The organism is Achromobacter spanius (genome assembly GCF_002812705.1).
Classification (GTDB): domain Bacteria; phylum Pseudomonadota; class Gammaproteobacteria; order Burkholderiales; family Burkholderiaceae_B; genus Achromobacter; species Achromobacter spanius.
Map to the genome: position 1 here is coordinate 283,498 of NZ_CP025030.1, position 25,278 is coordinate 308,775.

The 25,278-nt window shown below is 64.6% G+C and carries 23 protein-coding genes; 7 read left to right on the forward strand and 16 right to left on the reverse strand.

The window, feature by feature from the left end:
* Positions 1–21 precede the first annotated feature (21 nt).
* From ruvB to CVS48_RS01450, 3 genes are all read right to left on the reverse strand, one after another.
* The gene (gene ruvB / locus CVS48_RS01440) at positions 22–1,095 is read right to left on the reverse strand and encodes a Holliday junction branch migration DNA helicase RuvB (protein WP_100852941.1); all 1,074 of its coding nucleotides are present in this window, start codon (positions 1,093–1,095) and stop codon (positions 22–24) included.
* Positions 1,096–1,199: 104 nt separating this feature from the next.
* Positions 1,200–2,801, reverse strand: coding sequence for a sensor histidine kinase (locus tag CVS48_RS01445; protein WP_100852942.1), 1,602 nt, complete (start codon positions 2,799–2,801; stop codon positions 1,200–1,202).
* On the reverse strand, positions 2,801–3,502 hold the full coding sequence (locus CVS48_RS01450; RefSeq protein WP_100857462.1) for a response regulator: 702 nt from the start codon (positions 3,500–3,502) through the stop codon (positions 2,801–2,803). The genes CVS48_RS01445 and CVS48_RS01450 overlap by 1 nt, the downstream gene beginning before the upstream one ends.
* A 193-nt stretch (positions 3,503–3,695) precedes the next feature.
* Here CVS48_RS01450 and CVS48_RS01455 point away from each other — a divergent pair, with 193 nt between their 5' ends.
* Together CVS48_RS01455 and recQ are read left to right on the forward strand one after the other, a co-directional pair.
* On the forward strand, positions 3,696–5,030 hold the full coding sequence (locus tag CVS48_RS01455) for a fimbria/pilus outer membrane usher protein (RefSeq protein WP_242001127.1): 1,335 nt from the start codon (positions 3,696–3,698) through the stop codon (positions 5,028–5,030).
* Positions 5,031–5,162: 132 nt separating this feature from the next.
* On the forward strand, positions 5,163–6,992 hold the full coding sequence (recQ, locus tag CVS48_RS01460) for a DNA helicase RecQ (protein ID WP_100852943.1): 1,830 nt from the start codon (positions 5,163–5,165) through the stop codon (positions 6,990–6,992).
* A gap of 372 nt (positions 6,993–7,364) precedes the next feature.
* Here recQ and CVS48_RS01465 read toward each other — a convergent pair whose 3' ends face one another.
* Both CVS48_RS01465 and CVS48_RS01470 read right to left on the reverse strand, forming a co-directional pair.
* Positions 7,365–8,417, reverse strand: coding sequence for a cytochrome d ubiquinol oxidase subunit II (locus CVS48_RS01465; protein WP_100852944.1), 1,053 nt, complete (start codon positions 8,415–8,417; stop codon positions 7,365–7,367).
* Positions 8,414–9,757, reverse strand: coding sequence for a cytochrome ubiquinol oxidase subunit I (locus CVS48_RS01470; protein ID WP_100852945.1), 1,344 nt, complete (start codon positions 9,755–9,757; stop codon positions 8,414–8,416). The genes CVS48_RS01465 and CVS48_RS01470 overlap by 4 nt, the downstream gene beginning before the upstream one ends.
* A gap of 136 nt (positions 9,758–9,893) precedes the next feature.
* On the opposite strand from CVS48_RS01470, the gene CVS48_RS01475 reads away from it, so the two are divergent.
* The 4 genes from CVS48_RS01475 to minE all read left to right on the forward strand — a co-directional run bounded on the left by CVS48_RS01475 (position 9,894) and on the right by minE (position 13,945).
* Positions 9,894–11,663, forward strand: a complete 1,770-nt coding sequence (locus tag CVS48_RS01475; protein WP_100852946.1) for a glutamine--tRNA ligase/YqeY domain fusion protein — start codon at positions 9,894–9,896, stop codon at positions 11,661–11,663.
* A 158-nt stretch (positions 11,664–11,821) separates the two neighbouring features.
* Positions 11,822–12,715, forward strand: coding sequence for a septum site-determining protein MinC (gene minC / locus CVS48_RS01480; protein WP_100852947.1), 894 nt, complete (start codon positions 11,822–11,824; stop codon positions 12,713–12,715).
* 153 nt (positions 12,716–12,868) lie between these two features.
* Positions 12,869–13,684, forward strand: coding sequence for a septum site-determining protein MinD (minD, locus tag CVS48_RS01485; protein ID WP_100852948.1), 816 nt, complete (start codon positions 12,869–12,871; stop codon positions 13,682–13,684).
* 3 nt (positions 13,685–13,687) lie between these two features.
* Positions 13,688–13,945: a cell division topological specificity factor MinE gene (gene minE / locus CVS48_RS01490; protein WP_050448917.1), complete on the forward strand. Its 258-nt coding sequence runs from the start codon at positions 13,688–13,690 to the stop codon at positions 13,943–13,945.
* 75 nt (positions 13,946–14,020) lie between these two features.
* On the opposite strand, the gene CVS48_RS01495 is transcribed toward minE, so the two are convergent.
* From CVS48_RS01495 to CVS48_RS01520, 6 genes are all read right to left on the reverse strand, one after another.
* A complete protein-coding gene (locus CVS48_RS01495; protein ID WP_100852949.1) occupies positions 14,021–14,245 on the reverse strand; it encodes a glycine zipper 2TM domain-containing protein in 225 nt (74 codons plus the stop codon).
* 189 nt (positions 14,246–14,434) lie between these two features.
* Positions 14,435–14,968 carry an isochorismatase family protein gene (locus tag CVS48_RS01500; RefSeq protein WP_100852950.1) on the reverse strand — a complete coding sequence of 178 codons (534 nt, stop codon included), beginning with the start codon at positions 14,966–14,968 and terminating at the stop codon, positions 14,435–14,437.
* A 75-nt stretch (positions 14,969–15,043) separates the two neighbouring features.
* Complete coding sequence (locus CVS48_RS01505; RefSeq protein WP_100852951.1) at positions 15,044–15,421, reverse strand: type II toxin-antitoxin system VapC family toxin; 378 nt, start codon at positions 15,419–15,421, stop codon at positions 15,044–15,046.
* A complete protein-coding gene (locus CVS48_RS01510; protein WP_100852952.1) occupies positions 15,408–15,617 on the reverse strand; it encodes a type II toxin-antitoxin system VapB family antitoxin in 210 nt (69 codons plus the stop codon). The genes CVS48_RS01505 and CVS48_RS01510 overlap by 14 nt, the downstream gene beginning before the upstream one ends.
* A 394-nt stretch (positions 15,618–16,011) precedes the next feature.
* On the reverse strand, positions 16,012–17,685 hold the full coding sequence (ettA, locus tag CVS48_RS01515; RefSeq protein ID WP_100852953.1) for an energy-dependent translational throttle protein EttA: 1,674 nt from the start codon (positions 17,683–17,685) through the stop codon (positions 16,012–16,014).
* An 86-nt stretch (positions 17,686–17,771) separates the two neighbouring features.
* Positions 17,772–18,698, reverse strand: a complete 927-nt coding sequence (locus CVS48_RS01520) for a DMT family transporter (RefSeq protein WP_100852954.1) — start codon at positions 18,696–18,698, stop codon at positions 17,772–17,774.
* Positions 18,699–19,015: 317 nt separating this feature from the next.
* Here CVS48_RS01520 and CVS48_RS01525 point away from each other — a divergent pair, with 317 nt between their 5' ends.
* The gene (locus tag CVS48_RS01525; protein ID WP_100852955.1) at positions 19,016–19,537 is read left to right on the forward strand and encodes a hypothetical protein; all 522 of its coding nucleotides are present in this window, start codon (positions 19,016–19,018) and stop codon (positions 19,535–19,537) included.
* Positions 19,538–19,613: 76 nt separating this feature from the next.
* Here the strand turns inward: CVS48_RS01525 and CVS48_RS01530 are convergent, their stop codons facing one another.
* The 5 genes from CVS48_RS01530 to CVS48_RS01550 all read right to left on the reverse strand — a co-directional run bounded on the left by CVS48_RS01530 (position 19,614) and on the right by CVS48_RS01550 (position 25,151).
* Positions 19,614–20,603, reverse strand: coding sequence for an ABC transporter ATP-binding protein (locus CVS48_RS01530; RefSeq protein ID WP_100852956.1), 990 nt, complete (start codon positions 20,601–20,603; stop codon positions 19,614–19,616).
* A complete protein-coding gene (locus tag CVS48_RS01535; RefSeq protein WP_100852957.1) occupies positions 20,600–21,601 on the reverse strand; it encodes an ABC transporter ATP-binding protein in 1,002 nt (333 codons plus the stop codon). The genes CVS48_RS01530 and CVS48_RS01535 overlap by 4 nt, the downstream gene beginning before the upstream one ends.
* 7 nt (positions 21,602–21,608) lie before the next feature.
* Positions 21,609–22,523 carry an ABC transporter permease gene (locus CVS48_RS01540; protein WP_100852958.1) on the reverse strand — a complete coding sequence of 305 codons (915 nt, stop codon included), beginning with the start codon at positions 22,521–22,523 and terminating at the stop codon, positions 21,609–21,611.
* Positions 22,523–23,512 carry an ABC transporter permease gene (locus tag CVS48_RS01545; RefSeq protein WP_100852959.1) on the reverse strand — a complete coding sequence of 330 codons (990 nt, stop codon included), beginning with the start codon at positions 23,510–23,512 and terminating at the stop codon, positions 22,523–22,525. Before CVS48_RS01545 ends, CVS48_RS01540 begins: the two co-directional genes overlap by 1 nt.
* Before the next feature lie 67 nt (positions 23,513–23,579).
* Complete coding sequence (locus tag CVS48_RS01550; protein WP_100852960.1) at positions 23,580–25,151, reverse strand: ABC transporter substrate-binding protein; 1,572 nt, start codon at positions 25,149–25,151, stop codon at positions 23,580–23,582.
* Positions 25,152–25,278 lie beyond the last annotated feature (127 nt).

Here is a 25,278-nt window from a genome sequence, read left to right on the forward strand (position 1 = left end):
CGCGCCCGCTACCCGACCCGCCTACTTATTGAAGAGTTCGCCGGTGCCGGTGGCCGCGCCAGCGGGAGGCGCCAGGCCCAGATGGCGCCAGGTGGACAGCGTGGCGGTGCGGCCGCGTGGCGTGCGTTGCAGATAGCCGTGCTGGATCAGGTAGGGCTCGATCACGTCTTCGATGGTGTCGCGCTCTTCGCCGATCGCGGCCGCCAGGCTGTCCACGCCCACCGGGCCGCCGTCGAACTTGTGGATGATGGCTTCCAGCAGCTTGCGGTCCATCAGGTCCAGTCCCTGCGGGTCGACTTCCAGCATCGCCAACGCACGGCCGGCAACGTCGGCGTCGATGGTGCCGCTGGCTTTGACCTCGGCGTAGTCGCGCACGCGGCGCAGCAAGCGGTTGGCGATACGCGGGGTGCCGCGTGCGCGGCGCGCCACTTCCGCAGCGCCATCGGGCGTGATGACGGCGTTGAGCAAGCCCGCGCTGCGCGTCACGATATGGCCCAAGTCCGTGGCGTTGTAGAACTCCAGCCGCGAGACGATGCCGAAGCGGTCGCGCAGCGGGTTCGTCAACATGCCCGCGCGCGTGGTGGCGCCCACCAGCGTGAACGGCTGCAGGTCCAGCTTGACGCTGCGCGCGGCCGGGCCTTCGCCGATCAGGATGTCGATCTGGAAATCTTCCAGCGCCGGATAGAGAATTTCTTCCACCACGGGCGACAGGCGGTGGATTTCATCGATGAACAGCACATCGTTCTTTTCCAGGTTCGTCAGCAATGCGGCCAGGTCGCCCGGGCGTTCCAGCACGGGGCCGGAAGTCTGGCGCAGTTGCACGCCCATTTCGTGCGCAATGATGTGGGCCAGCGTGGTCTTGCCCAGCCCTGGCGGGCCGAAGAGCAGCACGTGGTCCAGGGCTTCGCCGCGCTTGCGCGCCGCGGCGATGAAGATTTCAAGCTGCTCGCGCGCGCGCTGCTGGCCCACGTATTCCTGCAGCGCCTTGGGCCGCAAGGCGCGCTCGATCGATTCCTCGTTGGGCGACACCGGCTGCGGCGCCACAATGCGAGGGGCGTCGGGACGAGAGGAAAGGGAATCGGACTGGATGGCCATGGTGCGGAAAACGACAAGGGACGAAGCAGGATGCATCGTACCGTATGGTGGCGCCGGCTAGGGGGGCCGGCTAGTGGCCCCACCCCGGCGTCCGGTTCCACCGGCTAGGCGTTTTCCGAAAGTGGCAGCCTTACCCGCACGCACAGGCCGCCGGATTCCGCCTGGCGAAGCTCCAGCGAACCGCCGTGCGCGCGCGCAATGGCCTCGGCCAGCGCCAGGCCCAGCCCCACGCTGCCGGTGCGCGTGCGCGCATCGTCCAAACGGCTGAACGGGCGCAGCGCCTCCTGGCGGCGTTCGGGCACGATGCCGGGGCCATGGTCCGCCACATCCAGCACCGCCTCGCGCGCTTCGCGGCGCAGGCTGACGTCCACGGGCGGCGCGCCGTGGTTCAGCGCGTTGCCGATCAGGTTGTCCAGCAGGCGGCCCAAGGCCACCGCGTCGGCCTGCACCACCAGCGGTGCGTCGTCGTCCACCGACTTCAGCGTGATGTCGGTACCGGCGCCATGCCATGCGCCGACGCGCTCGGCCAACCATTCGGACAGCACGATGGGCGCATAGCGGTAGGCGGCCGGGTCCGTGCCGCGCACGAAGCCGATGAACTGGTCCACCATGTGCTGCATGTCTTGCAGATCGGTGCGCAGGCCTTCCTTCAGCTTGGAATCGTCGGCCATTTCAATGCGCAGCCACATGCGCGACAACGGCCCTTTCAGATCGTGCGGCAAGCCGGACAGCAGCGTGCGGCGTACCGAGTCGGACTCGGCCAGCGCGTCCAGCATGGCGTTGAAGCGCTCGCCCAAGGCGCGGGTTTCATGCGGCCCCGAGGGTTCCACGCGTTGCGGTTGCCCGGCGGCCAAGCGGTCAGCGGCGTCCGCCAGCCGGGTGATGGGCCGCGTGATGTGCCAAGAGAAACCCACGGCCAGCAACAGCAACAGGCCCAGTCCCCCCAGCCAGGCGGCGATGAAGGGCGTGGCCACGGGCGGGTCCAGACGTTCAAGGGGAATCACCAGCCATTCCCGCAGGCGCGGCACGTCTTCGCTGGCCGAATTGGGCGCCAGCGAGATAAAGATCTCGGGCGTGGGGCCGCGCGACAACGCCACGCGGGTGCCGTCGTTCAGCCGTTCGTTCAGCAACTGCACCAGCGCTTTCAGGTCACGGCGGATGTCGTCGGGCTCTGGCTTGTTATGGCGCCGCATGCGCTCTTCGTGCGCCGCGCGGTCGGCCTCGCGTTGCTGGGCGGTGCGCGTGTCAGTCTGGTCGGCATCGGCCTCGTGCTCGCCGCCGCGCTCGTCGCCACGGTCGTCGCCATGCCCTTCGGGCGGCGGCGGCATGTCGCCAGGCCGGGCGTCCGAAGCCGGCGGGGGTGGCGGTCGGGGCGCTGAGCGGGGCGGCGGCGGCGGACGCCGGCCATTGAAGCGCTGCAACTTGGCTTCGGCAGGCAGCACGCGCGACCACAGCCGCCATTGGTTCTGAGACGCCGTGCGCACGAAATCCGCGCGGTCCTCGGCGGGCACTTCGGACAAGGCGGCGCGCAGGGTGCGGATGGTGGTGACGATGTAGCCGATGGCCACGTCTTCCATGAACTTGTGCCGGAAGTACGACACCGTCACCAGCGTGGCTGCTTGCGTCAGCAGGACGGAACCCAGGATCAGCAGAATCAAGCGCGCCCGCAGCGAGCGCGGCACCAGGAAGCGGGCAAGAAAACGCATCAGGGCGAGAACCGGTAGCCAATGCCCCAAACGGTCTGGATCCAGCGCGGCTGTTTCGGGTCGTCTTCGATCACGCGGCGCAAGCGCAGAATGGCGATGTCGATGGCGCGGTCGTTGCGTTCGCCTGAGTCATCGTCGCGCGCAAGCGCCAGCAGGCGTTCGCGCGACAGCGGCTTGCCCGCGTTGCGCACCAGGGCTTCCAGCAAATTGATCTCGCCGCCCGTCAGCTTGACGACCGTGCCATCGCGCGACAACTGCCGGGTGGACGGGTCGAACAGGAACGGGCCGAAGGTGACCGGCGCGTCCTTGGTCAAGGCGGACGGGCCGCGCTTGCGGCGCAACACGGCTTCAATGCGGGCCAGCAGTTCACGCGGGTCAAACGGCTTGCCGACGTAATCGTCGGCGCCTGCTTCCAGGCCGATGATGCGGTCCACGGCCTCGTCGCGCGCGGTCAGAAGAATGACGGGGATGTCTTCGCCTTGCTCGCGCAGGCGGCGGCATGCGTCGGCGCCGTCGCCGCCGGGCAGCATGCGGTCCAGCACGAGCAGGTCGGGGGCGTAACGGGTAATGCGCGTCGACAGGTCGGTGGCATCTGGCGCCAGCAAGGTGTCGTAACCGTGCCGATTCAGGTAGTCGGCCAGCAGCTGACGCAGGGCCGGGTCGTCGTCGACGACCAGCAGCTTGGTATGAGGATTGTCCATGGCGCCATAGTGCGGCGCGGCGCGTCCAACCGCAAGGGGCAAGAAATCAACTGAAATAGACCTGTTGCATGATGTACGGCGTCTTGTGGCGCGCTTGATCGGCCCTAAAATGGGGCCCTTCGTCTTGCCGCTGGTCCGGTTTACTAAAAATCGTTTACAGCTACGACAGCGTCCCCTCTTTACACTGATTTTTATGGTCGCCCCTGCAATCTGGCGCAGACGGTTGTTGCACGCGGCGCTGACGGCGGGGGTGGTTTGCCCACTGTCGGCCGCGCTTGCCGACACGCTTGATGCGTCCCCCTCTTCCGTTACGTCGCCCGCACCGGGGGCGCCGGTGCTGATGGCACGCGGCATCGGCGTACTGTCGCCGGTGCAGCCGATTCCCGTGCGCCCGGCGCCGTCGATCGCTTCGCGCGCCGTTCCCCTGGACCCGCCCCTGTGCGGTCTGGAAGTTGCCGAGCCCGCCATGGACACCAGCGTGCGCGGGGGCGAAGACGAGGGCGAGGGTTCCGGTTTGATCCCCGGCCTGGACTCAAGCCTGTCGGGAAGCCGCGAAGACATCCCGGTGGAGTGTGTAAACACCCCTGCGGCGGTTATTGAAGACAGCACACCCGACTATTCCTTCGCCTTGGAAGACAGCGACATACCCCGCGTGCCTGTCGTGGTGATCTCGGGCGTTTCGCGCCCGACCCGCCCCTGGTTCGCGTCGGTCAGCGGCCAGGATGGCCTGCGCTACGGCGGCGACCGCAACTGGGTGTACCGGAACACGGCCGGCCCGTCGCTGACGGTAGGCAATATCAACGCCAATGCCCCCGTCTGGGGCAGCAGCGCGCCAGTGGGCGGGGTGCAGATCGCCAACTGGGCCGGCTCGGCCGCCACCGTGCCGGAGGGCAGCTTCGGCTACTCGTCGTCGGTCGGCAAGCTGAACCGGATGGACCCGACCGCGCGGTCGGGCGCGGTGGATTACGGCGCGTCGGTGGGCTCCGGCAGCGTGCGATACGGGCTGACCCCGGCGCTCACCTTGGAAGGCCAGATGCAAAGCGCGCCCGCGCTGACCACGCGCGGCATGGGCACGACCTATGCGGCGGGCGAATACGGCACGTTCCAGGCGGGCGCCACGCAAAGCTCGTTCGACGCTTCCAACGCCTGGCGCTACCGCTTCGGCTACAACGTGGACGTAGCCGACATGGTCAACCTGGGCTACACCAACGAACAGATCGGCGCGGGGTTCGGCGACCTGTCCACCTATTCCGGCGGCGTGGCCTCGGCGCCGCAGATCCGCAACACCCTGTCGGCGGGCGTGCCCATCACTGGCTGGGGCACCGTCAGCGGCACCTATTCGGGGTTGCGCGAGGGCTCGACCCTTGCCGAGCAGCGTGTGGGCCTGTCGCACAGCATGTTCGTGGCACCCAAGGTGCAACTGGCGGTGGGCGCCGACCGTGACATCGTGTCGGGCAACTACGAATGGCGTGCCAACCTCAGCATGCCCGTGGATACCTTCATGCGCGGCACCTGGTTCAGTTGGTAGTGAGCCAGCAGGCCGGCGGGCGCGAGGTGTTACCGGACCCGGACCGCAAGCCGGACGGAAATATCCCCCCGAAAAGAGCCGCCCTGGAATTGCGGCTTAAAATCCCCGCCATGATGCTTCCGGCCTACCCCCATGTCTGACGCGCGCGCCCTCGGCGTCCTGCAGCGCGTTTTCGGTTACGAATCCTTCCGCGGCGACCAGCAAGCCATTGTCGAACAAGTGATCGACGGCGGTGACGCGCTGGTCCTCATGCCCACGGGCGGAGGGAAATCGCTCTGTTACCAGATTCCGTCCCTGGTGCGCGAAGGCACCGGCATCGTCGTGTCGCCCCTGATCGCGCTGATGCAGGACCAAGTCGACGCCCTGACCGAACTTGGCGTGCGCGCGGCCTTCCTGAATTCCACGCAGGATTGGCGCGTGGCTCGCGACGTTGAACAAGCGTTCCTGGCCGGCGAACTTGATTTGCTTTACGTCGCGCCCGAACGGCTGCTGACCGACCGCTGCCTGCAACTGCTTGAGCGCGGCCGCATCGCCCTGTTCGCCATCGACGAGGCGCACTGCGTGTCGCAATGGGGGCATGATTTCCGGCCAGAATACCTGGGCCTGTCCATGCTGCACGAGCGCTGGCCCGACGTGCCGCGCATCGCGCTTACCGCCACGGCCACGGCGGACACCCGCACCGAGATCGCGCAGCGCCTGTCGCTGGACGATGCCCGGCATTTCGTGTCCAGCTTTGACCGCCCCAACATCCGCTACCGCATCGTCGAAAAGAACGAGGTGCGCAAGCAACTGCTGGAAATGATCCGCACCGAACACGACGGCGAGTCCGGCGTGGTGTATGGCTTGTCGCGGGCGCGGGTCGAAGAGACGGCCGAATTCCTGTGCAACCAGGGTATTGACGCAATGCCCTACCACGCCGGCCTCAGCCCGCAGGTGCGCGCGGCCAACCAGTCCCGCTTCCTGCGCGAAGACGGCGTGGTCATGGTGGCCACCATTGCCTTCGGCATGGGTATCGACAAGCCGGACGTACGCTTCGTGGCGCACATTGACCTGCCCAAATCCGTTGAAGGCTACTACCAGGAAACCGGCCGCGCCGGCCGCGATGGCCTGCCCGCCACGGCGTGGCTGGCCTACGGCCTGCAAGACGTGGTGCAGCAGCGTCGCATGATCGACGAATCCCCCGGCGACGAGTCCTATCGCCGACGCCTGGGCCAGCAACTGGACGCCATGCTGGGCCTGTGCGAAACGGTGGAATGCCGGCGGGTGCGCCTGCTGGCGTACTTCGGCCAGCAGATTACCGCCTGCGGCAACTGCGACGTCTGCCTGGAACCGCCGCAAGCCTGGGACGGCACCGTGGCCGCGCAGAAAGTGCTTTCGGCCGTCTATCGCTTGTGGAAGGAACGCGGGCAGCGCTACGGCGCGGGCCACATCATCGACATCCTGCGCGGCAAGGTCACCGACCGCACCAAGCAGCACGGCCATGAAACCCTGAGCGTGTTCGGCGTGGGCGAAGACCTGAGCGACACCGCCTGGCGCGGCGTGCTGCGCCAGTTGCTGGCGCAAGGCTTGCTGACCGTCGACAACGAAGGCTTCGGCACCCTGGCGCTAACGGAAGGCAGCCGCGCCGTGCTCAAGGGCGAACGCCAGTTGATGCTGCGCCGGGAATCCGAAAAGAAGACAAAGTCGGGCAAGACGAGCAGTGGCCGTACCAAGGCGGCGGCGATTGACCTGCCGGCTGAATTGCAACCGGTGTTTGAAGCACTGCGCGCCTGGCGCGGCGAAGTCGCCAAGAGCCACGGCGTGCCGGCATACGTCATTTTCCACGACGCCACGCTACGCGAAATCGCCCTGGCCCAGCCGGATTCGATGGATGCGCTGAGCCACATCAGCGGCGTTGGCGCCCGCAAGCTGGAAGCCTACGGCGAAGAGATTCTGCAGCGGGTGGCAAGACCGGTGTTATGACCGTGGGACGTGGCCTGTGGTCGTCCCGTGATCGTCCGGCGGTCGTCCGGTGGTCGTGGCCCGTGGTCGTGATCCGTGGTCGTGGCCCGTTGTCGTGGCCCGTGGTCGTGGCCCGTGGTCGTGGCCCGTGGTCGTGGCCCGTGGTCGTGGCCCGTGGTCGTGGTCGTGGCCCGTGGCCGTGGCCCGTGATTGTAGGATGGGTGAAGCGCGCAAGGCCGCATAAAAGAATGCTGGCCTGTATCGCGCGTAACCCATCAGACGGCCGCCCCCACCGTGGCCCGCGTTGCGAAAAATTCGGGGCGTTGCATGATGGGTTGCGCGCGATCGATGCCGGGGATTTTGCATTGACCTTTTCGCGCTTCACCCATCCTACTACGAGGGTGGCGGCAATAGCGGGACCGGTGCGCGTTCCTTGCCGAAGACCGACCGGTACGCCAGGATGTTGAACACCAGCACTACCGGCACCCCCACGACCGCGCCGGCCATGACCAGGCGCATCGAACCGAGCGCGCCCGCGCCGTCCCAGAGCGTCATGTCATCCAGGATCAGATACGGGAACAGGCTGTAGGCCAGGCCGCTCAGCATCAGCAAGAACAGCCCCACGCACAGCACGAACGGCAGCCAGCTGAAACGCTCCGCCCGGCCGGGCAAGCGGGCCAGCAGCATTTCAGCCGCGACATACCCCGCCAGCATCAACACCCACACGCTTGCAGCCAGGCTCAGGTGAGCGATGTTGCTCCACTTGTAGAAGATGCCCGCGTTGGCCAGCCCCAGCGTCACCGCAATCGCCACCATACCCACCGCCGTCCAGCGGATGGCATGCCGAGCCCAATAGGCCGCGCGGCGTTGAAGATCGCCGTCCACCCGCATGACCAGCCACGACGCCCCCAGCAGCACGTAGGCCGCCACCGCGCACAAACCCACGAACATCGCGAACCAGCCATAGCCCGCGTCGGATTGATAGCCGGTGGCGATGCGTCCCAGCAGCATCCCCTGCCCGAACGCCGTAATGATGGAACCGGCCCAGAACCCGAAGATCCAGCGCGGCTTCATCTCGTTGCGCGCGCGGATGCGGAATTCGAACGACACGCTGCGCAGCACCACGCCCAGCACCATGAAGGTCAGCGGCCCGTAAAGCTTGCCCAGCACCGCACCCCATGCGAAGGGGAAGGCCGACGCGAACAGTCCCATGCCCAGCAGCAACCAGAATTCGTTGGCATCGCGCCAGGGGCTCAAGAGCGACATCATGCGGCCGCGCTCATGTTCGGGCGCCAGTTGCAGCAGGATGCCCACGCCCAGGTCAAAGCCATCCAGCACCATGCCCGCGGCAATCACCACGAACAACAGCCCCATGAAGGCAAGCGGCATCCAGAATGATGGGTCTTCGGGGCTAAGCCCCTGCGACGCGGCCAACATGGCGATCATGGCGTACCTCCGGCCAATTTACGCACCGGCACCACGCCATAGCGCGCCGCGTGGAACAGCATGCCCGTGAACGCGGCCAGTAGCAGGGCATACAGCAGGCCATAGCCCACCAACCCATAAAGCACCGTGCTGGCCGGCACCTGCCCCAGCACTTCGGATTGCGTAATGGTGCCGTTCACGACGAACGGTTGCAGGCCGATGATGGACACCCACCAGCCCGCCACCACGGCGATACCGCCCGAAAACATCATGCCGCACAGCACGCGCTGCCACCACACGGGCAGGGTCGAGGGATCCATCCCGCGCCGGAACGTCCATAGAAACGTCACGCATGCCACGGCCAGCATCAACAGGCCCAAGGCGACGGCCACGCGCAGCGACCAGAACGTCAGGGCCACGGGCGGCAGCATGCCGGAATATTTATCCAGCCCCTCGTAGGTGCCTTCCGCATTGCGATGCAGCCATCCGCCACCCGCGTTGCGGAAAGTCAGGGCCGACACGTTGGTGTGGCTGCGCGCATCGGGCCAGCCAAACAGCACCAGTTGCGGTTCAGTGCCGCTTTGCCAGAAACCCGCCGCCGCCGCGGCCTTGGCCGGTTGCAGCTTGGCCATGACATGACCGCTGCCGGTGGCAACCGGAATCTGCAAAAACGCGGCCACCACGCCGATGACCAGCGCCGTCTTGAATGCGTTGCGCTCGCCATCGCCCAGCGGGCGGCGCAAGGCCTGCAACGCGGTCACGCCCATCATCAGGAACGAGACGGCCAGCGCCGCCCCCACCGCCACCATGGCCATGCGCCAACCCACCGACGGATTCAGCACCACGGCCACCCAGTCGTAGACTTGGTAGCGCCCGTCGACAAGAATGGCGCCGTCGGGCGTCTGCATCCAGGATTGCAAGGCCAGCACCCAGAACACCGCTACCAACTGGCCCACCGCCACCATCAGCACCGCCAGCGTGTGCGCGGTATCGGACACGCGGCGCTGACCAAACAGCATCACGCCCAGGAAGCATGACTTCAGGACGAAGACCGACAGGATGCCGTAGCCCAGCAGGGGGCCGGCCACGTTGCCGATCTTGTCCATCAGGCCCGCCCACAGGCTGCCGATCTGAATCAGAACGGGCACGCTGGCGGCCAGGGTCAGGACGAAAGCCAGGGCGAAAATGCGCACCCAGAAGCGGTAGGCGGCGGTCCAGCCCGAGCGGCCGGACCAGCGGGCGCGCACCTTGAAAAACAGCAGCACCCAGGCAAGGGCCAGGGAAACCGCCAGGAACAGCGCCAGAAAGCTCAGGCTGGCCACGAACTGCGCACGGGCCAGGGAAAGGGTGGATATATCCATGATGGCCCGTAGTGTAGAGCCAGTTACATGGCTGTGGGGACAGTTTGAAACCGGTTGCACCGGGTTCAAAAAGGCCCCGGTTGCGGAACGTGGCAAAATTGACGCTTTGTCGCCGCTTTTTCCTATTCTTTCAAGAATGACCTCCGCCACGACGCCGACCCCAGCTGCATCCAATTTCCTGCTTAACATCGTCCAGGACGACCTTGAAGCCAACCGCTTCCAGGGCAAACGCTGGGCGGGCAAGCCTGGCCCGGCCGACGTGCAGGCGCAGGGGACGGCCGATCCGGCCCGCATCCGCACCCGCTTCCCGCCGGAGCCCAACGGCTATCTGCACATCGGTCACGCCAAGAGCATCTGCGTGAACTTCGGCCTGGCGCGCGACTTCGGCGGTGTCTGTCATCTACGCTTTGATGACACCAACCCCGAAAAGGAAGACCAGGAATACGTCGACGCCATCATCGAGGCCGTGCATTGGCTGGGCTTTGACTGGAAGGCCGACGACGGCCAGGAAAACCTGTACTTTGCCAGCGACTACTTCGGCTATATGTACGAGTTCGCCGAAGCCCTGGTCGAAGCTGGCCATGCCTACGTCGATGCGCAAAGCCCCGAAGAAATCCGCGCCAACCGTGGCACCCTGACCGAACCCGGCACCGATTCGCCCTGGCGCAACCGCCCGGCCGCGGAATCGATTGCCCTGCTGCGCGAAATGCGTGACGGCAAGCATCCGGACGGCAGCCTGGTGCTGCGCGCGAAGATCAACATGGCGTCGCCCAACATCAACCTGCGCGACCCGGTCATGTACCGCGTGCGCCACGCCACCCACCACCGCACGGGCAACCAATGGTGCATCTACCCGATGTACAGCTGGGCGCATCCGGTGGAAGACGCGCTGGAAGGCATCACGCACAGCGTGTGCACGCTGGAATTCGAAGACCAGCGTCCGTTCTACGACTGGATCCTGACGCGCCTGGCTGAACTGGGCAAGCTGGCCCAGCCGCTGCCGCACCAATATGAATTCGCCCGCCTGAACCTGAGCTACGTCGTCACCAGCAAGCGCAAGCTGCTGCAACTGGTGCGCGAAGGCCATGTGGACGGCTGGGACGACCCGCGCATGCCGACCATCTTCGGCCTGCGCCGCCGTGGCTACACGCCGGCCTCGATCCGCCTGTTCTGCGACCGCACCGCCGTGTCCAAGTCGGATTCGCGTATCGACTACAGCCTGCTCGAACAAGCCGTGCGCGACGACCTCGACCCCATCGCCGCCCGCTCGGTGGCCGTGCTGGATCCGATCAAACTGGTGATCACCAACTACGCGGAAGGCCAGACCGAGCTCTGCACCGCCCCGCGTAACCCGCATGACCCGGAAGCCGGCGTGCGTGAATTCCCGCTGTCGCGCGAGCTCTGGATTGAACGCGACGACTTCCGCGAGGAAGCGCCGAAGAAGTATTTCCGCCTGTTCCCGGGCAACACCGTGCGCCTGAAGTATGGCTACGTGGTGCGCTGCACCGGCTTCACCAAGAACGAAGCGGGCGAAGTCGTTGAAGTCCAGGCCGAGTACCTGCCCGAAACCAAGAGCGGCACCCCGGGCGCGGATAGCGTCAAGGTCAAGGGCAACATCACCTGGGTCAGCGCGGCCCATGCGGTAGCCGCCCAGATCCACCTGTACGACCGCCTGTTCGCCGACGCGCGTCCCGACGGCGGCGACAAGGACTTCCTGACCTGCCTGAATCCGAACTCCAAGCAGACCGTCACGGCCTGGCTGGAACCGGGCACCGTCGCCACGCCGGGCGCCACCTGGCAATTCGAGCGCCTGGGCTATTTCACGGCCGACCTCAAGGATTCCACGGAGGCCGCCCCGGTGCTCAACCGCATCGTGACCCTGCGCGACTCCTGGGCCCAGGGCTAGGCATCCGCGCGCGTATCACGGGAAAAGGCGCCTTGTGCGCCTTTTTCTTTCAGCTTTCGGCCCGCGCGCCCCGGCGTTGGGCGGGTTATCATGCCCGACATCCCGCAGCCGGTTGAACGCGCCTTTTTTCGGCGTCCGGACCGCCAGCCCAAATCAAGATGAACACTGAATCCCTAGCCCTGGACTTCAAAAGCGCCACCCTTTATGCCATCCGGGTGGTACTGCACAGCGCGGACCCCGAACGGCTTGCCGCCGCCCTTGCCAAGCGCATGGCCGACGCCGGCAGCTTCTTCGAAAATGAACCCGTGGTCATCGACGCCAGCCGCGTCGAAGAAACGATCGATTGGAAAGCGCTGGTCGCCGCGCTGCGCGCGCACAACCTGCCCGCGATCGGCGTGGTGGCCGAAGGCGCCAACCTGGCGGCCGCGCGCGAAGCCGGCCTGACGCCGGTTGAGCTTTCCACTCCGCCCGCGCGCCCCGCTCCCGTCGTGGATACCGCGCCGCCCAATGATGTGTCGACGCCCGTGCCGTCGGTGCCGGCCGCCGCCGTTGAAACCGCGCCCGCGCCCACCGACACGTCGGCTGCCGACGTTGCATCCAGCGACACCACCGCGACGGACACGCCGGCCAAACCCGCCTCGACCGAACCGCTGCCGGCTCGCGAGGCCAGCGGCACCACTTCAGCCGCCACGCCCACGCAGGCCGCGCCGCATTCGGCGTCGGCGCTCGTCATCACCAAACCCTTGCGATCGGGCCAGCGCGTGTACGCGCGCCACACGGACCTGGTCGTGATCGGCATGGTGAGCCAGGGCGCGGAAGTCATTGCCGATGGCAATGTGCACGTTTATGGCCCTTTGCGTGGCAAGGCCATGGCGGGTGCGCGCGGCGACACATCGGCCCGCATTTTCACGACGCATCTGGACGCCGAGCTGCTAGCCGTGGCCGGGGTGTACCGTGTCGTGGAAGACAAGCTGGACCGCACGTTGCAAAACCAGCCGGCGCTGGTGCGCCTGGATGGCGACACGCTGCGTATCGAAGCTTTGAAAAGCTGACGCGGGGACTGCTGCGCGGCGTGCGCGCCAGCGCGGTATTTCAGTCGAACATCAGCATCGAACATCAAGTCTCAACACATTCTGTAAGAAGCCTTACACAGGCTTTTTGCTTTACGATAACGCGGTTTCTTCGAACATAAGGGTTTGATCGTCATGACACGCATTGTTGTGGTGACTTCCGGCAAAGGCGGCGTGGGTAAAACCACGACGAGCGCCAGTTTTTCCGCGGGCCTCGCGATGCGGGGCCACAAGACCGCTGTCATCGACTTCGATGTCGGCCTGCGCAATCTCGACCTCATCATGGGCTGCGAGCGTCGCGTGGTGTACGACTTCGTCAACGTGATTCAGGGCGAAGCCACCCTCAACCAGGCGCTGATCAAGGACAAGCAGCTTGAAAACCTGTTCATCCTGCCCGCCTCGCAAACGCGCGACAAAGATGCGCTGACGCAGGAAGGCGTGGAAAAGGTCATCAACGACCTGAAGGAAATGGGTTTCGAATACATCATCTGCGACTCGCCCGCCGGTATCGAAACGGGTGCGCTGATGGCCGCCTATTTTGCCGACGACGCGCTGGTCGTGACGAACCCGGAAGTCTCGTCGGTGCGCGACTCCGATCGCATCCTGGGCATCCTCGCGGCCAAGTCCAAGCGCGCGGTGGATGGCGGTGAACCCGTCAAGGAATTCCTGCTGCTCACGCGCTACAACCCCAAGCGCGTGGTCGACGGTGAAATGCTGTCCTTGGGCGATATCGAAGACATCCTGCGCATCAAGCTGATCGGTGTCATTCCCGAATCGGAAGCCGTGCTGCAAGCGTCGAACCAAGGTCTGCCGGCCATTCACTTGAAAGAGACCGACGTTTCCGAAGCGTACAAGGACGTCGTGGCCCGCTACCTGGGCGAAGACAAAGCGCTGCGCTTTACCGATTACGAAAAGCCCGGTTTCCTGAAACGCCTGTTCGGAGGCAAGTAAGCAATGTCCTTCCTGTCGTTTCTGCTTGGTCAAAAGAAAACTTCCGCTTCCGTTGCAAAGGAACGGTTGCAGATCATCCTGGCCCACGAGCGGGGCCGCGGCGACTCGCCCGACTACCTGCCGCAGTTGCAGCAGGAACTTATCGCGGTGATTTCAAAATACGTGAAGATCAACCCTGAAGACATCAAGGTGCACCTGGAACGCCAGGACACGCTGGAGGTGTTGGAAGTGAAGATCGAGATGCCACAGAACGAACCGTGATGCGGCCAGGCCGCCCTCTCGCGGCCATAAAAAAAAGCCCGGCATTGCCGGGCTTTTTGCATCAAGGACAGGCGTTTAGCGCTTGCCGACCTGATCGCCGATGACGCCGCCGATCGCCGCTCCACCCACCGTACCCAGGACGCCGCCGTTGGTGATCACGGCGCCTGCGACACCGCCCAATGCGGCGCCGCCCACCGTGCTCTTTTGGCGATGGCTCATGCCGTCCCAGGACGAGCAGCCCGCCATGGCGGCGGTCATCGCCAGTGCGACACAGATTTTGGAAAGAGATGCGATTTTCATGTTGAGGCTCCTATTCTTATCCCCGGGGCCGCACCATGGACCTAACGCGAGCGCGCGATCCCCATATGGGTTTAGAAACTTCAGGATCTCAAAATATCGGCGCGCGCGGTGTTAGGTTTGCCCAGGAATTGTGTCAAAGGGCGAGAGAATCTTTGCGCGCCCCTGGGACGATGTTGCAAGCGCCGTCGGCTATTTGACCAGACGTAACACATCGCGAAAGCGCGGGTGCTCGCAAGTTTCCATCCACTCAAATATGGCCATTTCCGAGGTGACGATATCGGCGCCATGCGCCCGCGCGCGCCGCAGCGCAGCGTGGTGATCCGAGGGCTTGCGCGACCCCGCGGCGTCCGACACCAGCACGGCCTTGTAGCCCATGTCCACCAGGCCGATCACCGTTTGCAGCACGCAGATATGCGCTTCGCAGCCGGCCACCAGAATTGTTTTTCGCGCCGCCGGCAGCCACGCTTCAAAGCCAGGTTCGCGCGTGGAAGAGAAGTGCATTTTCTGGAACGTGGACTGCACAAGAGCGCGTAGCGGATCCACAGTAACGCCGAGCATCTTGCCGTGGTGCTCCGTGGCGACAACCGGCACATCAAGTATCCGCGCGGCTTGCGCCAGCTTGTGCGCGGTATGCAGCACGGCTTCGTTATCGTGAATGGCGGGCATCAACCGGCCCTGCATATCGACGATGAGCAACGTGGAATCGGAGGCTTGCAGCAGCATGATGAATCTCCGGGAAACCGGCAACGGAATAAGGGAAACCGCAACGCGGCGAAGCCAACGCCCCGCCCGTGCAGCTCAATGATATAGCGGGGGCTCGACAGACAGGTTCAAGGTCTTGGCAAGAGATCCCAGCCGCTTGTCTTTGGTCCACAGCGAAGCACCGGGCGTCAGGCGGGTCGATGCAAGCAGATGCAGGTCGACATAGCCGATGCCTTTTCCAAATAGCCGTTCGGCATGAAGAAAGTGGATTGCCTCGTCGTGGCTCGCCCGAACCGCCTGTGGCAAAAGCGTCAGTGCGCCCAACACCATGTCCCGCTTATTCAGCGATCCGAGCGCCAGTTCGCCAACGATGAACGGGTGCATCAGGACAAATTCATTGTGGAGCAACTGTTCAAGCCGGGGTTCGCTTGCCCCCAGATGATCGATCCAGATCGACGTGTCAACCAAGATCATCGGGTGTCTCCGTTTGCCGCCGTGGCGTCGGCTTCAATTTGGGTGAACTGCCGCCCAGTTTGGCCAGGCGCTTGGCCGCCTCTTTCTGCACCAGGTTCGTCAGCGCCTGCTGCACAAGCGCAGAGGTTTCCTGTATGCCCGTATAGATTCGCGCTTTCTCGAGCAAATCGTCATCGAGCGTCACTGTGGTACGCATGCCTGTTCCCGCCACGAAGGTGAATCAAAATTAACATCAATTGATGCAATTTTTGATTCTACCATTGGAAAAAATTTCCAGTGCACCGTAGGATGGGTGAAGCGCGACACGACAAAGAAAAGAATGCGATATCGAACGCGCGCAACCCATCAAGCAACGGTGGACCATGGGAAAGATCGGCCATAACGCGACGGTTGCGTAATGGGTTGCGTAATGGGTTGCGTGATGCGTTGCGTGATGCGTTGCGTGATGGGTTGCGCGCGTTGGGCGGTGGGGTTCTTGTGCGTCGCCGTGGCGCGCTTCACCCATCCTACAAGGTACGTTCGCAAAGGGATACGCGCCCACAAAAAATCCCGGCAATGCCGGGATTGTTTTCAACCACTTACCGCAAGGCTTACTTCAGTGCCTTGTAGCGCAGGCGCTTGGGCTTGGCGCCCTCTTCGCCCAGGCGGCGCTTCTTGTCGGCTTCGTACTCTTGGTAGTTGCCGTCGAAGAACACCACTTGCGAATCGCCTTCGAATGCCAGGATGTGGGTGGCGATGCGGTCCAGGAACCAGCGATCGTGGCTGATGACCATGACGCTGCCGGGGAACTCCAGCAAGGCGTCTTCCAGCGCGCGCAGCGTTTCAACGTCAAGGTCGTTGGACGGTTCGTCAAGCAGCAGTACGTTGCCGCCGGCGATCAGCGTCTTGGCCATGTGCAGGCGGCCGCGTTCACCGCCCGACAGTTGGCCCACGACCTTGTTCTGGTCGCCGCCCTTGAAGTTGAAGCGGCCCAGATAGGCGCGAGACGACATTTCAAACTTGCCCACGGTCAGGATGTCGGCGCCGTCGGCCACCGCATCAAACACCGTCTTCTTGTCTTCCAGCGCATCGCGCGACTGGTCCACATAAGCCAGCTTCACGGTCTGGCCGATGGTGACCTCGCCCGAATCCGGCTGTTCGCGGCCCGCGATCATGCGGAACAGCGTGGACTTACCAGCGCCGTTGGGGCCGATAATGCCGACAATGGCACCCGGCGGAATCTTGAAGCTCAGGTCGTCGATCAGCAGGCGGTCGCCATACGCCTTGCTGACGTTTTTGAATTCAATGACCTCGTTGCCCAGGCGCTCGCCCACGGGAATGAAGATTTCCTGGGTTTCGTTGCGCTTCTGGTATTCGTAGGACGACAGTTCCTCGAAGCGGGCCAGGCGCGCCTTGGCCTTGGCCTGACGGCCCTTCGGGTTTTGACGCACCCATTCAAGTTCTTTCTTGATGGTCTTCTGGCGGGCCGATTCCGAAGACTCTTCCTGCTTCAGGCGGTCTTCTTTCTGTTCCAGCCAGGAGCTGTAGTTGCCCTTCCAGGGAATGCCGTAGCCACGGTCCAGTTCCAGGATCCATTCAGCCGCGTTGTCCAGGAAGTAGCGATCGTGGGTCACGCCGACCACGGTGCCGGGGAACTTGTGCAGGAATTGCTCCAGCCATTCCACGCTTTCGGCGTCCAAGTGGTTGGTGGGTTCGTCAAGCAAGAGCATGTCGGGCTTGGACAGCAGCAGGCGGCACAGGGCCACGCGGCGCTTTTCACCACCGGACAGGTTGCCGACGATGGCGTCCCAGGGCGGCAGGCGCAGTGCGTCCGCGGCGATTTCCATCTGGTGTTCGATGTCGTCCGAACCGCTGGACGCGGCGGCGGCGATGATGGCTTCCAGGTCGGCTTGCTCAGCGGCCAGCGCGTCGAAGTCGGCGTCCGGCTCGGCGTAGGCGGCGTAGACCTCGTCCAGGCGCTTCTTGGCGGTGACGACGGCGCCCAGGCCTTCTTCGACCGATTGGCGCACCGTGTGCTCGGGGTTCAGTTGCGGTTCCTGCGGCAGGTAGCCGATGTTCAGGCCCGGCATGGGAATGGCTTCGCCTTCGATCTCTTTGTCGACGCCAGCCATGATCTTCAGCAGCGTCGACTTGCCCGAGCCGTTCAGGCCCAGCACGCCGATCTTGGCGCCAGGAAAAAACGAAAGCGAGATATCACGCAAAATCTGCCGCTTGGGCGGCACGATCTTGCCGACGCGGTTCATGGTGTAGACGTATTGGGCCATGGGCTCGTATAGGGAAAGAAAGCTGATGAACCGTCGATTGTAGGCCGGAACCCTGACAGGCGCGCGTCAGGGACGGAACAGCCCATTCAACCCGCCGCTTTGCCTGCGCGCCCACCCAGGCCAGGCGTGCGCATCTGCGCCAGCATCACACCGGCCAGCGCCAGCAAACCGCCCACGATGTGGAACAGATGTGGCTTTTCGTCCAGGAAGACAGACGCGATGGCCACCGTGCCCACCGGCATCAGGTTCAGGAAAATGCTGGCGCGGTTGGGACCCAGGTGCTTGACGCCCTGCATCCACAGGAAGGGCGCGAACAGGGACGGAAAGATCGCGGCATACAGCACCAGCGGCACGTTGTCGGCATTCAGCGGCGACGGCGCGGCCATCAGGAACGCAGGCAGTTGGAACAGCACGCCGAAGCCGATCTGCACGTAGAGTGACACCCACGGCCCCACCGGCAAGCCCCAGCGGCGCAGCAACACGCCATACAGCGCATAGGCCAGCGCGGCCAGCCCCATCAGCAGGTCGCCGGGGTTCGCGCCCACGGACAGCAACCGGGCCGGGTCGCCTTCGCCGATCAGCAGCGCCAGGCCCGCCAGCGACACCAGGCCGCCCAGCATCGCCATCAGCGTGGGCCGCTGGCGCAACACCACCGTGCCCACCGCGATGGTCAAGAGCGGGATCATGGCGGTGATGATGCCCATGTTGGTGGCCGTGGTGCTGGAGGCCGCCACATAGGCCAGCCCCTGGTATAGCGCCATACCCAAGCCGCCCAGCACGGCGAACTTCGGCAGATAGGGCCAGATCAGCCGGCGCTGCATCCACACGCCCCGCAAGGCAAACGGGGTCAGCACGGCGCCGGCCAGGGCCCAGCGGTAAAACCCGATGACGGCAGGCGAAATGACCCCGGCGGCCATCTTGGTAACGATCATATTGACCGACCAGATCAGGGCCGCCAGCAGCGGAAACAGCAGGTAGCGGGCGGGAATGGCGGAAGATTCGGAGCGCGTCATGGGCGGTGATGCGTAATGGGAATATAGGAACAGGCCGCAAGTGTAGGCCCTGTCCGAATGACGGTGTATCGCCGCCGTACGCCATCTGGATACCGCCTCGGGTCGAGCAATACCGCCAGAAGGAAGGCAAGGGTGAAGGCGAAGGGCATTACGCCTGAATCACTCTTCCGGCTACAGTCCGCGCCGGCCTGACAGCCTTGTCACGCCGCGTCATCCAAGCGTCTGATGCAACGCAACGCCGATCGCGCGACAATAGCGCCTGACTTAATGTATCTTGCCGTGCCGTCGCGGCTTCATCGCGCCCAGGAATCCCCTTCATGTCCGCCTCTGCCACTCCCCCCGCCTCCGTGACCCATTTCAGTGCATCCGAACTGGACATGCTGGCCAAGACCGCCGATGCGCTCAGCGCCTACCTGGGCAAGCCCGTGTTGGCCGAAGTGATCCTGGGCGACGAAGGCACCGAGTGGGTCACGTTCGGTGTCCCGCTGGACGAAGGCGCCGAAGCGGACGAAGAGCAGACCCACGTCCAGATGGGCGGCGCGGGCTCGCGCTTGCTGGGCAATCGCGGCGGCCTGCCGCATGCCGATGACGACACCTACGATTGCCTCTACCTGTGGGCCGTGCAGATTTCGTTGAATGAAGGCGAACGCTTCATCAAGCTGGACCACGACGGAGAAGAATCCGCGTGGTCCGACACTCTGGAAGACGTCCTGCCCTTCGCCCTGACCGAGGAACCGCAGCCGGATCCGAACATGCAGGAAGAGGAAGACGACGAAGACGATGAAGATGACGAGGACGACGACACGCCGTATGACTCGGTGCACGAGCCCCGCCACTGAGACAGAAGGGGCCGGCGTCGGCCGCTGACGACCCACGCACGACCCGCCGGCGCGCTATGCCAGCGCGCCCCTCCATTTACGCGCGGCCTTCCTCCACCGCGTGGCACGCCACGACTGAAACCCCTGCCTGCATCGCCACCGGCGCTTCGGCCCGGCAGCGGTCATTCGCATGCGGGCAGCGCGGATGAAACGTACACCCTGATGGCGGATTCAACGGGTTCGGCACTTCCCCCGCCACCGCCGTGCGCGATTTGCCGGCCCCGTTGATGTCCGGAATGGCCTCCAGCAGCATGCGCGTATACGGATGCCGTGGCCGCGCGAACAACTCGTCGCGCGGGGCCACTTCCACCATGCGGCCCAGGTACATCACGCCCACCCGGTCGGCCACGTGATGCACCACCGCCAGGTTGTGGGAAATGAACAGGTAGGTCAGCCCCAGCTTGCGCTGCAGGTCTTTCATCAGGTTCAGCACCTGCGCCTGCACCGACACGTCCAGCGCCGAAGTCGGCTCGTCGCACACCAGGAATTCCGGATTCACCGCCAGCGCCCGCGCAATCGAAATGCGCTGACGCTGGCCGCCTGAAAACTGGTGCGGATAGCGGCCCTGGTCCGCCGGATCCAGGCCCACCTGCTTGAGCAGTTCGCTGACGCGCGCCACGCGCTCGTCGGCTGTCATCTGCGTATGCGTCAGCATCGGCTCCGCGATGATGCGGCCCACGCGCCAGCGCGGGTTCAGGCTGGCGTAGGGATCCTGGAAAATCATCTGCAAGCGCTTGCGCAAGTTGCGCCCGCCTTTCTCAGACATCCGCGACAGCGGCTGGCCATCGAAACGGATATCGCCGCGCGTCAGCCCGTACAGGCCCACCAGCATGCGCGCGACCGTGGATTTTCCACAGCCCGATTCGCCCACCAGCGCCAGTGTTTCGCCGCGCGCGATGTCGAACGACACGCCGTCCACCGCGCGCAGCATCACGCGCGGCTTGCCGGCCAGCTTGCGTTCCAGCCAGGGCGGCGACACATCGAACCAGCGCGCCGCGTCTTTAACTTCCACCAAGGGCGTGCTCATGCAGCCACCATCGTTTTATCGTCATGCAACCAACAGGCCGCGCGGGACGTGCCCGCCGGCATCAATTCGGGGCGCTCGGTCGCGCAGCGCGGCAAGCGCTGGCCGCAACGCGGCAAGCGCTGGCCGCAACGCGGGTTGAACGCACAGCCCGGCGGAATGGCGTTCAGCCGAGGCATGCTGCCGTCTATCTGCACCAGCCGTTCGGTATGCCCGTCCATGGACGGAATCGACCCCATCAGCCCCGCCGTATACGGGTGGCGCGGCTTGTGGATCACATCGGTCACCGGCCCGATCTCGGCCACGCGGCCCGCGTACATCACCGCCACGCGGTCGGCGGTTTCGGCGATCACGCCCATGTCGTGCGTGATCAGCATCACCGCCGTGCCATGCTCGCGGCACAGGCGCTTGAGCAGCTCGATGATCTGCGCCTGAATGGACACGTCCAGCGCCGTCGTGGGTTCGTCGGCCACCACCAGCTTGGGCTCGGCCGCCAGCGCCAGCGCGATCACCACCCGTTGGCGCATGCCGCCCGAGAACTGGTGCGGATAGTGGTCGATGCGTTCGCGCGCGGCGGGAATGCCGGTCGACGCCAGCAATTCCACTGCGCGGTTGCGCGCCTGCGACCACGTCATATCCAGGTGCGTGACGATGGTTTCGGCCAACTGCCGGCCCACCGTGTACAGCGGGTTCAAGGACGTCAGCGGGTCTTGGAACACCGCGCCGATTTCGCGGCCGCGCACGCGGCGCATCTGCTCGTCGGGCAGGTTGTCGATGCGGCGGCCCGCCAGCAGGATTTCACCCGCGGCAATGCGCCCCGGGGGTTCCAGCAGGCCGATGATGGACGCGCCGGTCAGCGATTTGCCCGCGCCCGATTCGCCCACCACGCCCAGCACTTCGCCGGCCTGGATGGAGAAGGACACGTCGTCCAGGGCGCGTAGCGTGCCGCGGCGCGTGGGAAATTCCACGCGCAGGTTGCGGACTTCTAATAGTGCGCTCATGGTTACCTCAATTCAGCCGCGGGTTGAGCGCATCGCGCAGCCAGTCACCCAGTAGGTTGACCGACAGCACCAGCAGCACCAGCGCCGCGCCCGGGAAAATGGTGATCCACCATTCGCCGGAAAACAGGAAGTCGTTGCCGATACGGATCAGCGTGCCGAGCGACGGCGCGGTCGGCGGAACGCCCACCCCCAGGAACGACAGCGTCGCCTCGGTGATGATGGCGGTGGCCAGGTGCACCGTTGCCAGGACCAGCACCGGCCCCAGCACATTGGGCAGCACGTGGCGGAACATGATCACGGGCGAGGCCACGCCGATCACGCGCGCCGCCTGCACGTATTCGCGGTTTTTCTCCACCAGCGTGGAGCCGCGCACCGTGCGCGCATACTGCGGCCAGCCGGCCAGCGCGATGGCGCCGATCAGCACGGGGAACGCGATCAGTTCATGCATGTCGCGCGGCACCGCGGCCCGCGCCACGCCATCGATCAAGAGCGCAATCAGAATGGCGGGGAACGACAACTGCACATCCGCCACACGCATGATGAAGGCGTCGATGCGTCCGCCCGCGTAGCCCGAGATCAGCCCCAGCACAATGCCGATCAGCATCGACAACAGCACCGATGCCAGCCCGATCAAGAGCGATACGCGGGTGCCGTACAGAATGGCCGAGAACAGATCGCGGCCCTGGCTGTCGGTGCCCAGCAGGTAGTTGGCCTGGCCGTTGTCCTCCCAGGCGGGCGGCAACAAGGCGTCCAGCAGTTCTACCGTGGTCAGGTCGAAGGGGTTGTGGGGCGCGACCCAGCCGGCGCCGAACGAGCCGATCAGCAAGATTGCCAACAGCAGCGTTGCCAGAATGGCCACGGGCGCCCGGCGCCAGGCCCAGGCAATGTCGCTGTCCCACCAGCGTTTGAGTGCGGCGCGCATCAGTGAGCCCCCCCGGCGCGAGTCATTCCCGAACGCAAGCGCGGGTCCACGACGAAATACAGAAGATCGACAACCAGGTTGATCACCACGAAGACCAGCGCGATCAGGCACAGGTACGCGGCCATGACCGGCACGTCGGCGAATTGCACCGCCTGGATGAACAGCAAGCCCATGCCCGGCCACTGGAACACGGTTTCCGTGACGATGGCGAAGGCGATGATGCCGCCCAACTGCAAGCCGGTAATCGTTATGACGGGCACCATGGTGTTCTTCAACGCATGGCCGAAGTGGATGGCGCGACGCTTCAAGCCCCGCGCGCGAGCGAACTTGATGTAGTCCGACCGCAGCACTTCCAGCATTTCCGAACGCACCAGGCGCAGCACCAGCGTCATCTGGAAGAGCGACAAGGTAATGGACGGCAGGATCAGGTGCTTCCAGCCGGTGGCCGTGAACAGGCCCGACGTCCACCAGCCCACGGCGACGGTTTCGCCTCGGCCGTAGCTGGGCAACCAGCCCAGTTGCACGGAGAACACCAGGATCAGCAGGATGCCGATCAAGAAGGTGGGCAGCGATACGCCCAACAAGGATCCGGCCAGCAGCATCTGGGACACCAGGCTGTTGCGCTTGAGCGCGGTGTACACGCCCAGCGGCACGCCCACCACCAAGGCCAGCAAGGCCGCCACCATGGATAGCTCAAGCGTGGCCGGCAAGCGGGATTTCAACAGGGTGGAAACGGGTTCGCTCTGACGCAGGGAGATGCCGAAATTTCCTTGCGCGGCGTTGGCCACGAAATGGCCGAATTGAACGATGGCGGGCTCGTTCAGCCCCAGGCGCTCACGCAGCTCGATGCGCTCGGCGTCGGTGGCGTCCTGCCCCAGCATGATGGTGACAGGGTCGCCGACGTATTGAAAAAGCACAAAGGCCAGTAGCGCGACGGTGAGCATCACCGCTACGGCCTGCAACAGGCGGCGCAGTATGAAAGCAAACATAGGCGGGAAAAACCAAAAGCAAAACGGCGGGAGCCGGGTAGGCTCCACGCCGTCTGGTTAGCCGGGATCAGTCAACCTTGACCCAATCGGCAACAAGGCGATTGTCGGCACGGTGGATGACCGTGACGTTCTTGCGCATCGCCCAGGGGATGACCTGGTCATGCAGCGGGATATGCCCAAAGTCCTTGGCGTGCCCTTGCAGCACGGTGATGATGTCGGCGTCGCGCTTGGCCGGATCGGTCTCGGTCTTGATGCGATCGATGATCACGTCAAGTTCCTTGTTGCTGTAGCCGCCCAGGTTGTACATGCCGTCGGCGCCTTCACCCTTGGTGCGGATCAGGTTCTGCAACGAGTACATCGCGTCGAACGTGGGCACGCCCCAGCCGAACAGGTAGGCGCTGGTGTCAAACGACTGCACCTTGGGGAAGTACGTGGAACGCGGCATGGCGTTCATCGTGGCCTTCACGCCCACCTTGGCCCACATGCCAACCACCGCCTGGCAGATGGCTTCGTCGTTGATGTAGCGGTTGTTGGGGCAGTCCAGCGTGAAGTTCAGGGTGCCGTCGTAGCCGGCTTCCTTCAACAGCTCGCGAGATTTTGCGGGGTCGTAGGGCACGCGCTTGTGCACCGATTCCGACCAGCCATGCACCTGCGGCGCGATCATCGTGCCGGTGGGCGCGGACAGGCCACGCATCACGGCGCGCTTGATGGCGTCCACGTCGATGGCGCGGTACAGCGCTTCACGCACGCGGATGTCCTGGAACGGGTTCTTGCCCTTGATGTTCGAGTACTGCAACTCCGGACGCTTCTGGTCCAGGCCCAGGTAGATGGTGCGGTATTCGTTGCCTTCCACCACTTTCTGCGCCTGGCGCAGGCGTTCCAGATCCTGCGCGGCCGGGTCCAGCACGAAGTCGATTTCGCCCGACAGCAGCGCGGCGGTGCGGGTGGCGTTCTGCTTGATCGGCGTGAACACCACTTCGGTCACGTTGCCAACCTTGCCGGCCTTGTTCCACCAGTCCTTGTTTTCTTCAAAGACGGTGCGCACGTCCACTTCGCGCGTCTTCAACTTGTACGGGCCGGTGCCGTTGGTGTTGCGCGCGCCGAAGGTCTCTTCCTTGTTGACGTAGTCCTGCGGCTTGGCGATGTTGTTCTTTTCCGACCAGGCCTTGTTCATGATGAACACGTTGGTCAGTTGGCGCAGCAGCACCGGGTTGGGCGCCGACGTTTCGATCTCGATCGTCAGGTCGTCGACCTTGCGCGCTTCCTTGATGCCGGTCGTGTAGGCCTTGTAGTTCGACGTGGGCGCCATGGCGCGGTGAATCGAGAACACCGCGTCGTCCGCCGTGAAGGCGGCGCCGTCATGGAACTTCACGCCGGGGCGCAGCTTGAAGCGGTACAGGGTGGGCGACAGTTGTTCCCATTCCGTGGCCAGGCGCGGCACCACCTTGAACGTCTTGTCGTAGTCCACCAGCGGTTCGTAGATGTAGCTGTTGGCGGCGATCGTCATGCCCTCGTTTTGCGAGTGCGGGTCGAACGTAAGAATGTCGCCCTGGGCGGCCCAACGGAAAGTCTTGGCCTGCCCGATCGAGGGCACGGCCACGGCGGCGGCGATCGCGATAGCAATCAAAGTGCGGCGCATAGTGGGTTAACTCCTGACATTAGTCTGAATACCGGCGCGAGTGTGCCTAGCCCCAAGACCCCCGTCAATTCAGGGTTTATGCGTACCGTGACCCCTTTTCACAGAGGGGGATCTATTAAGGGACGTA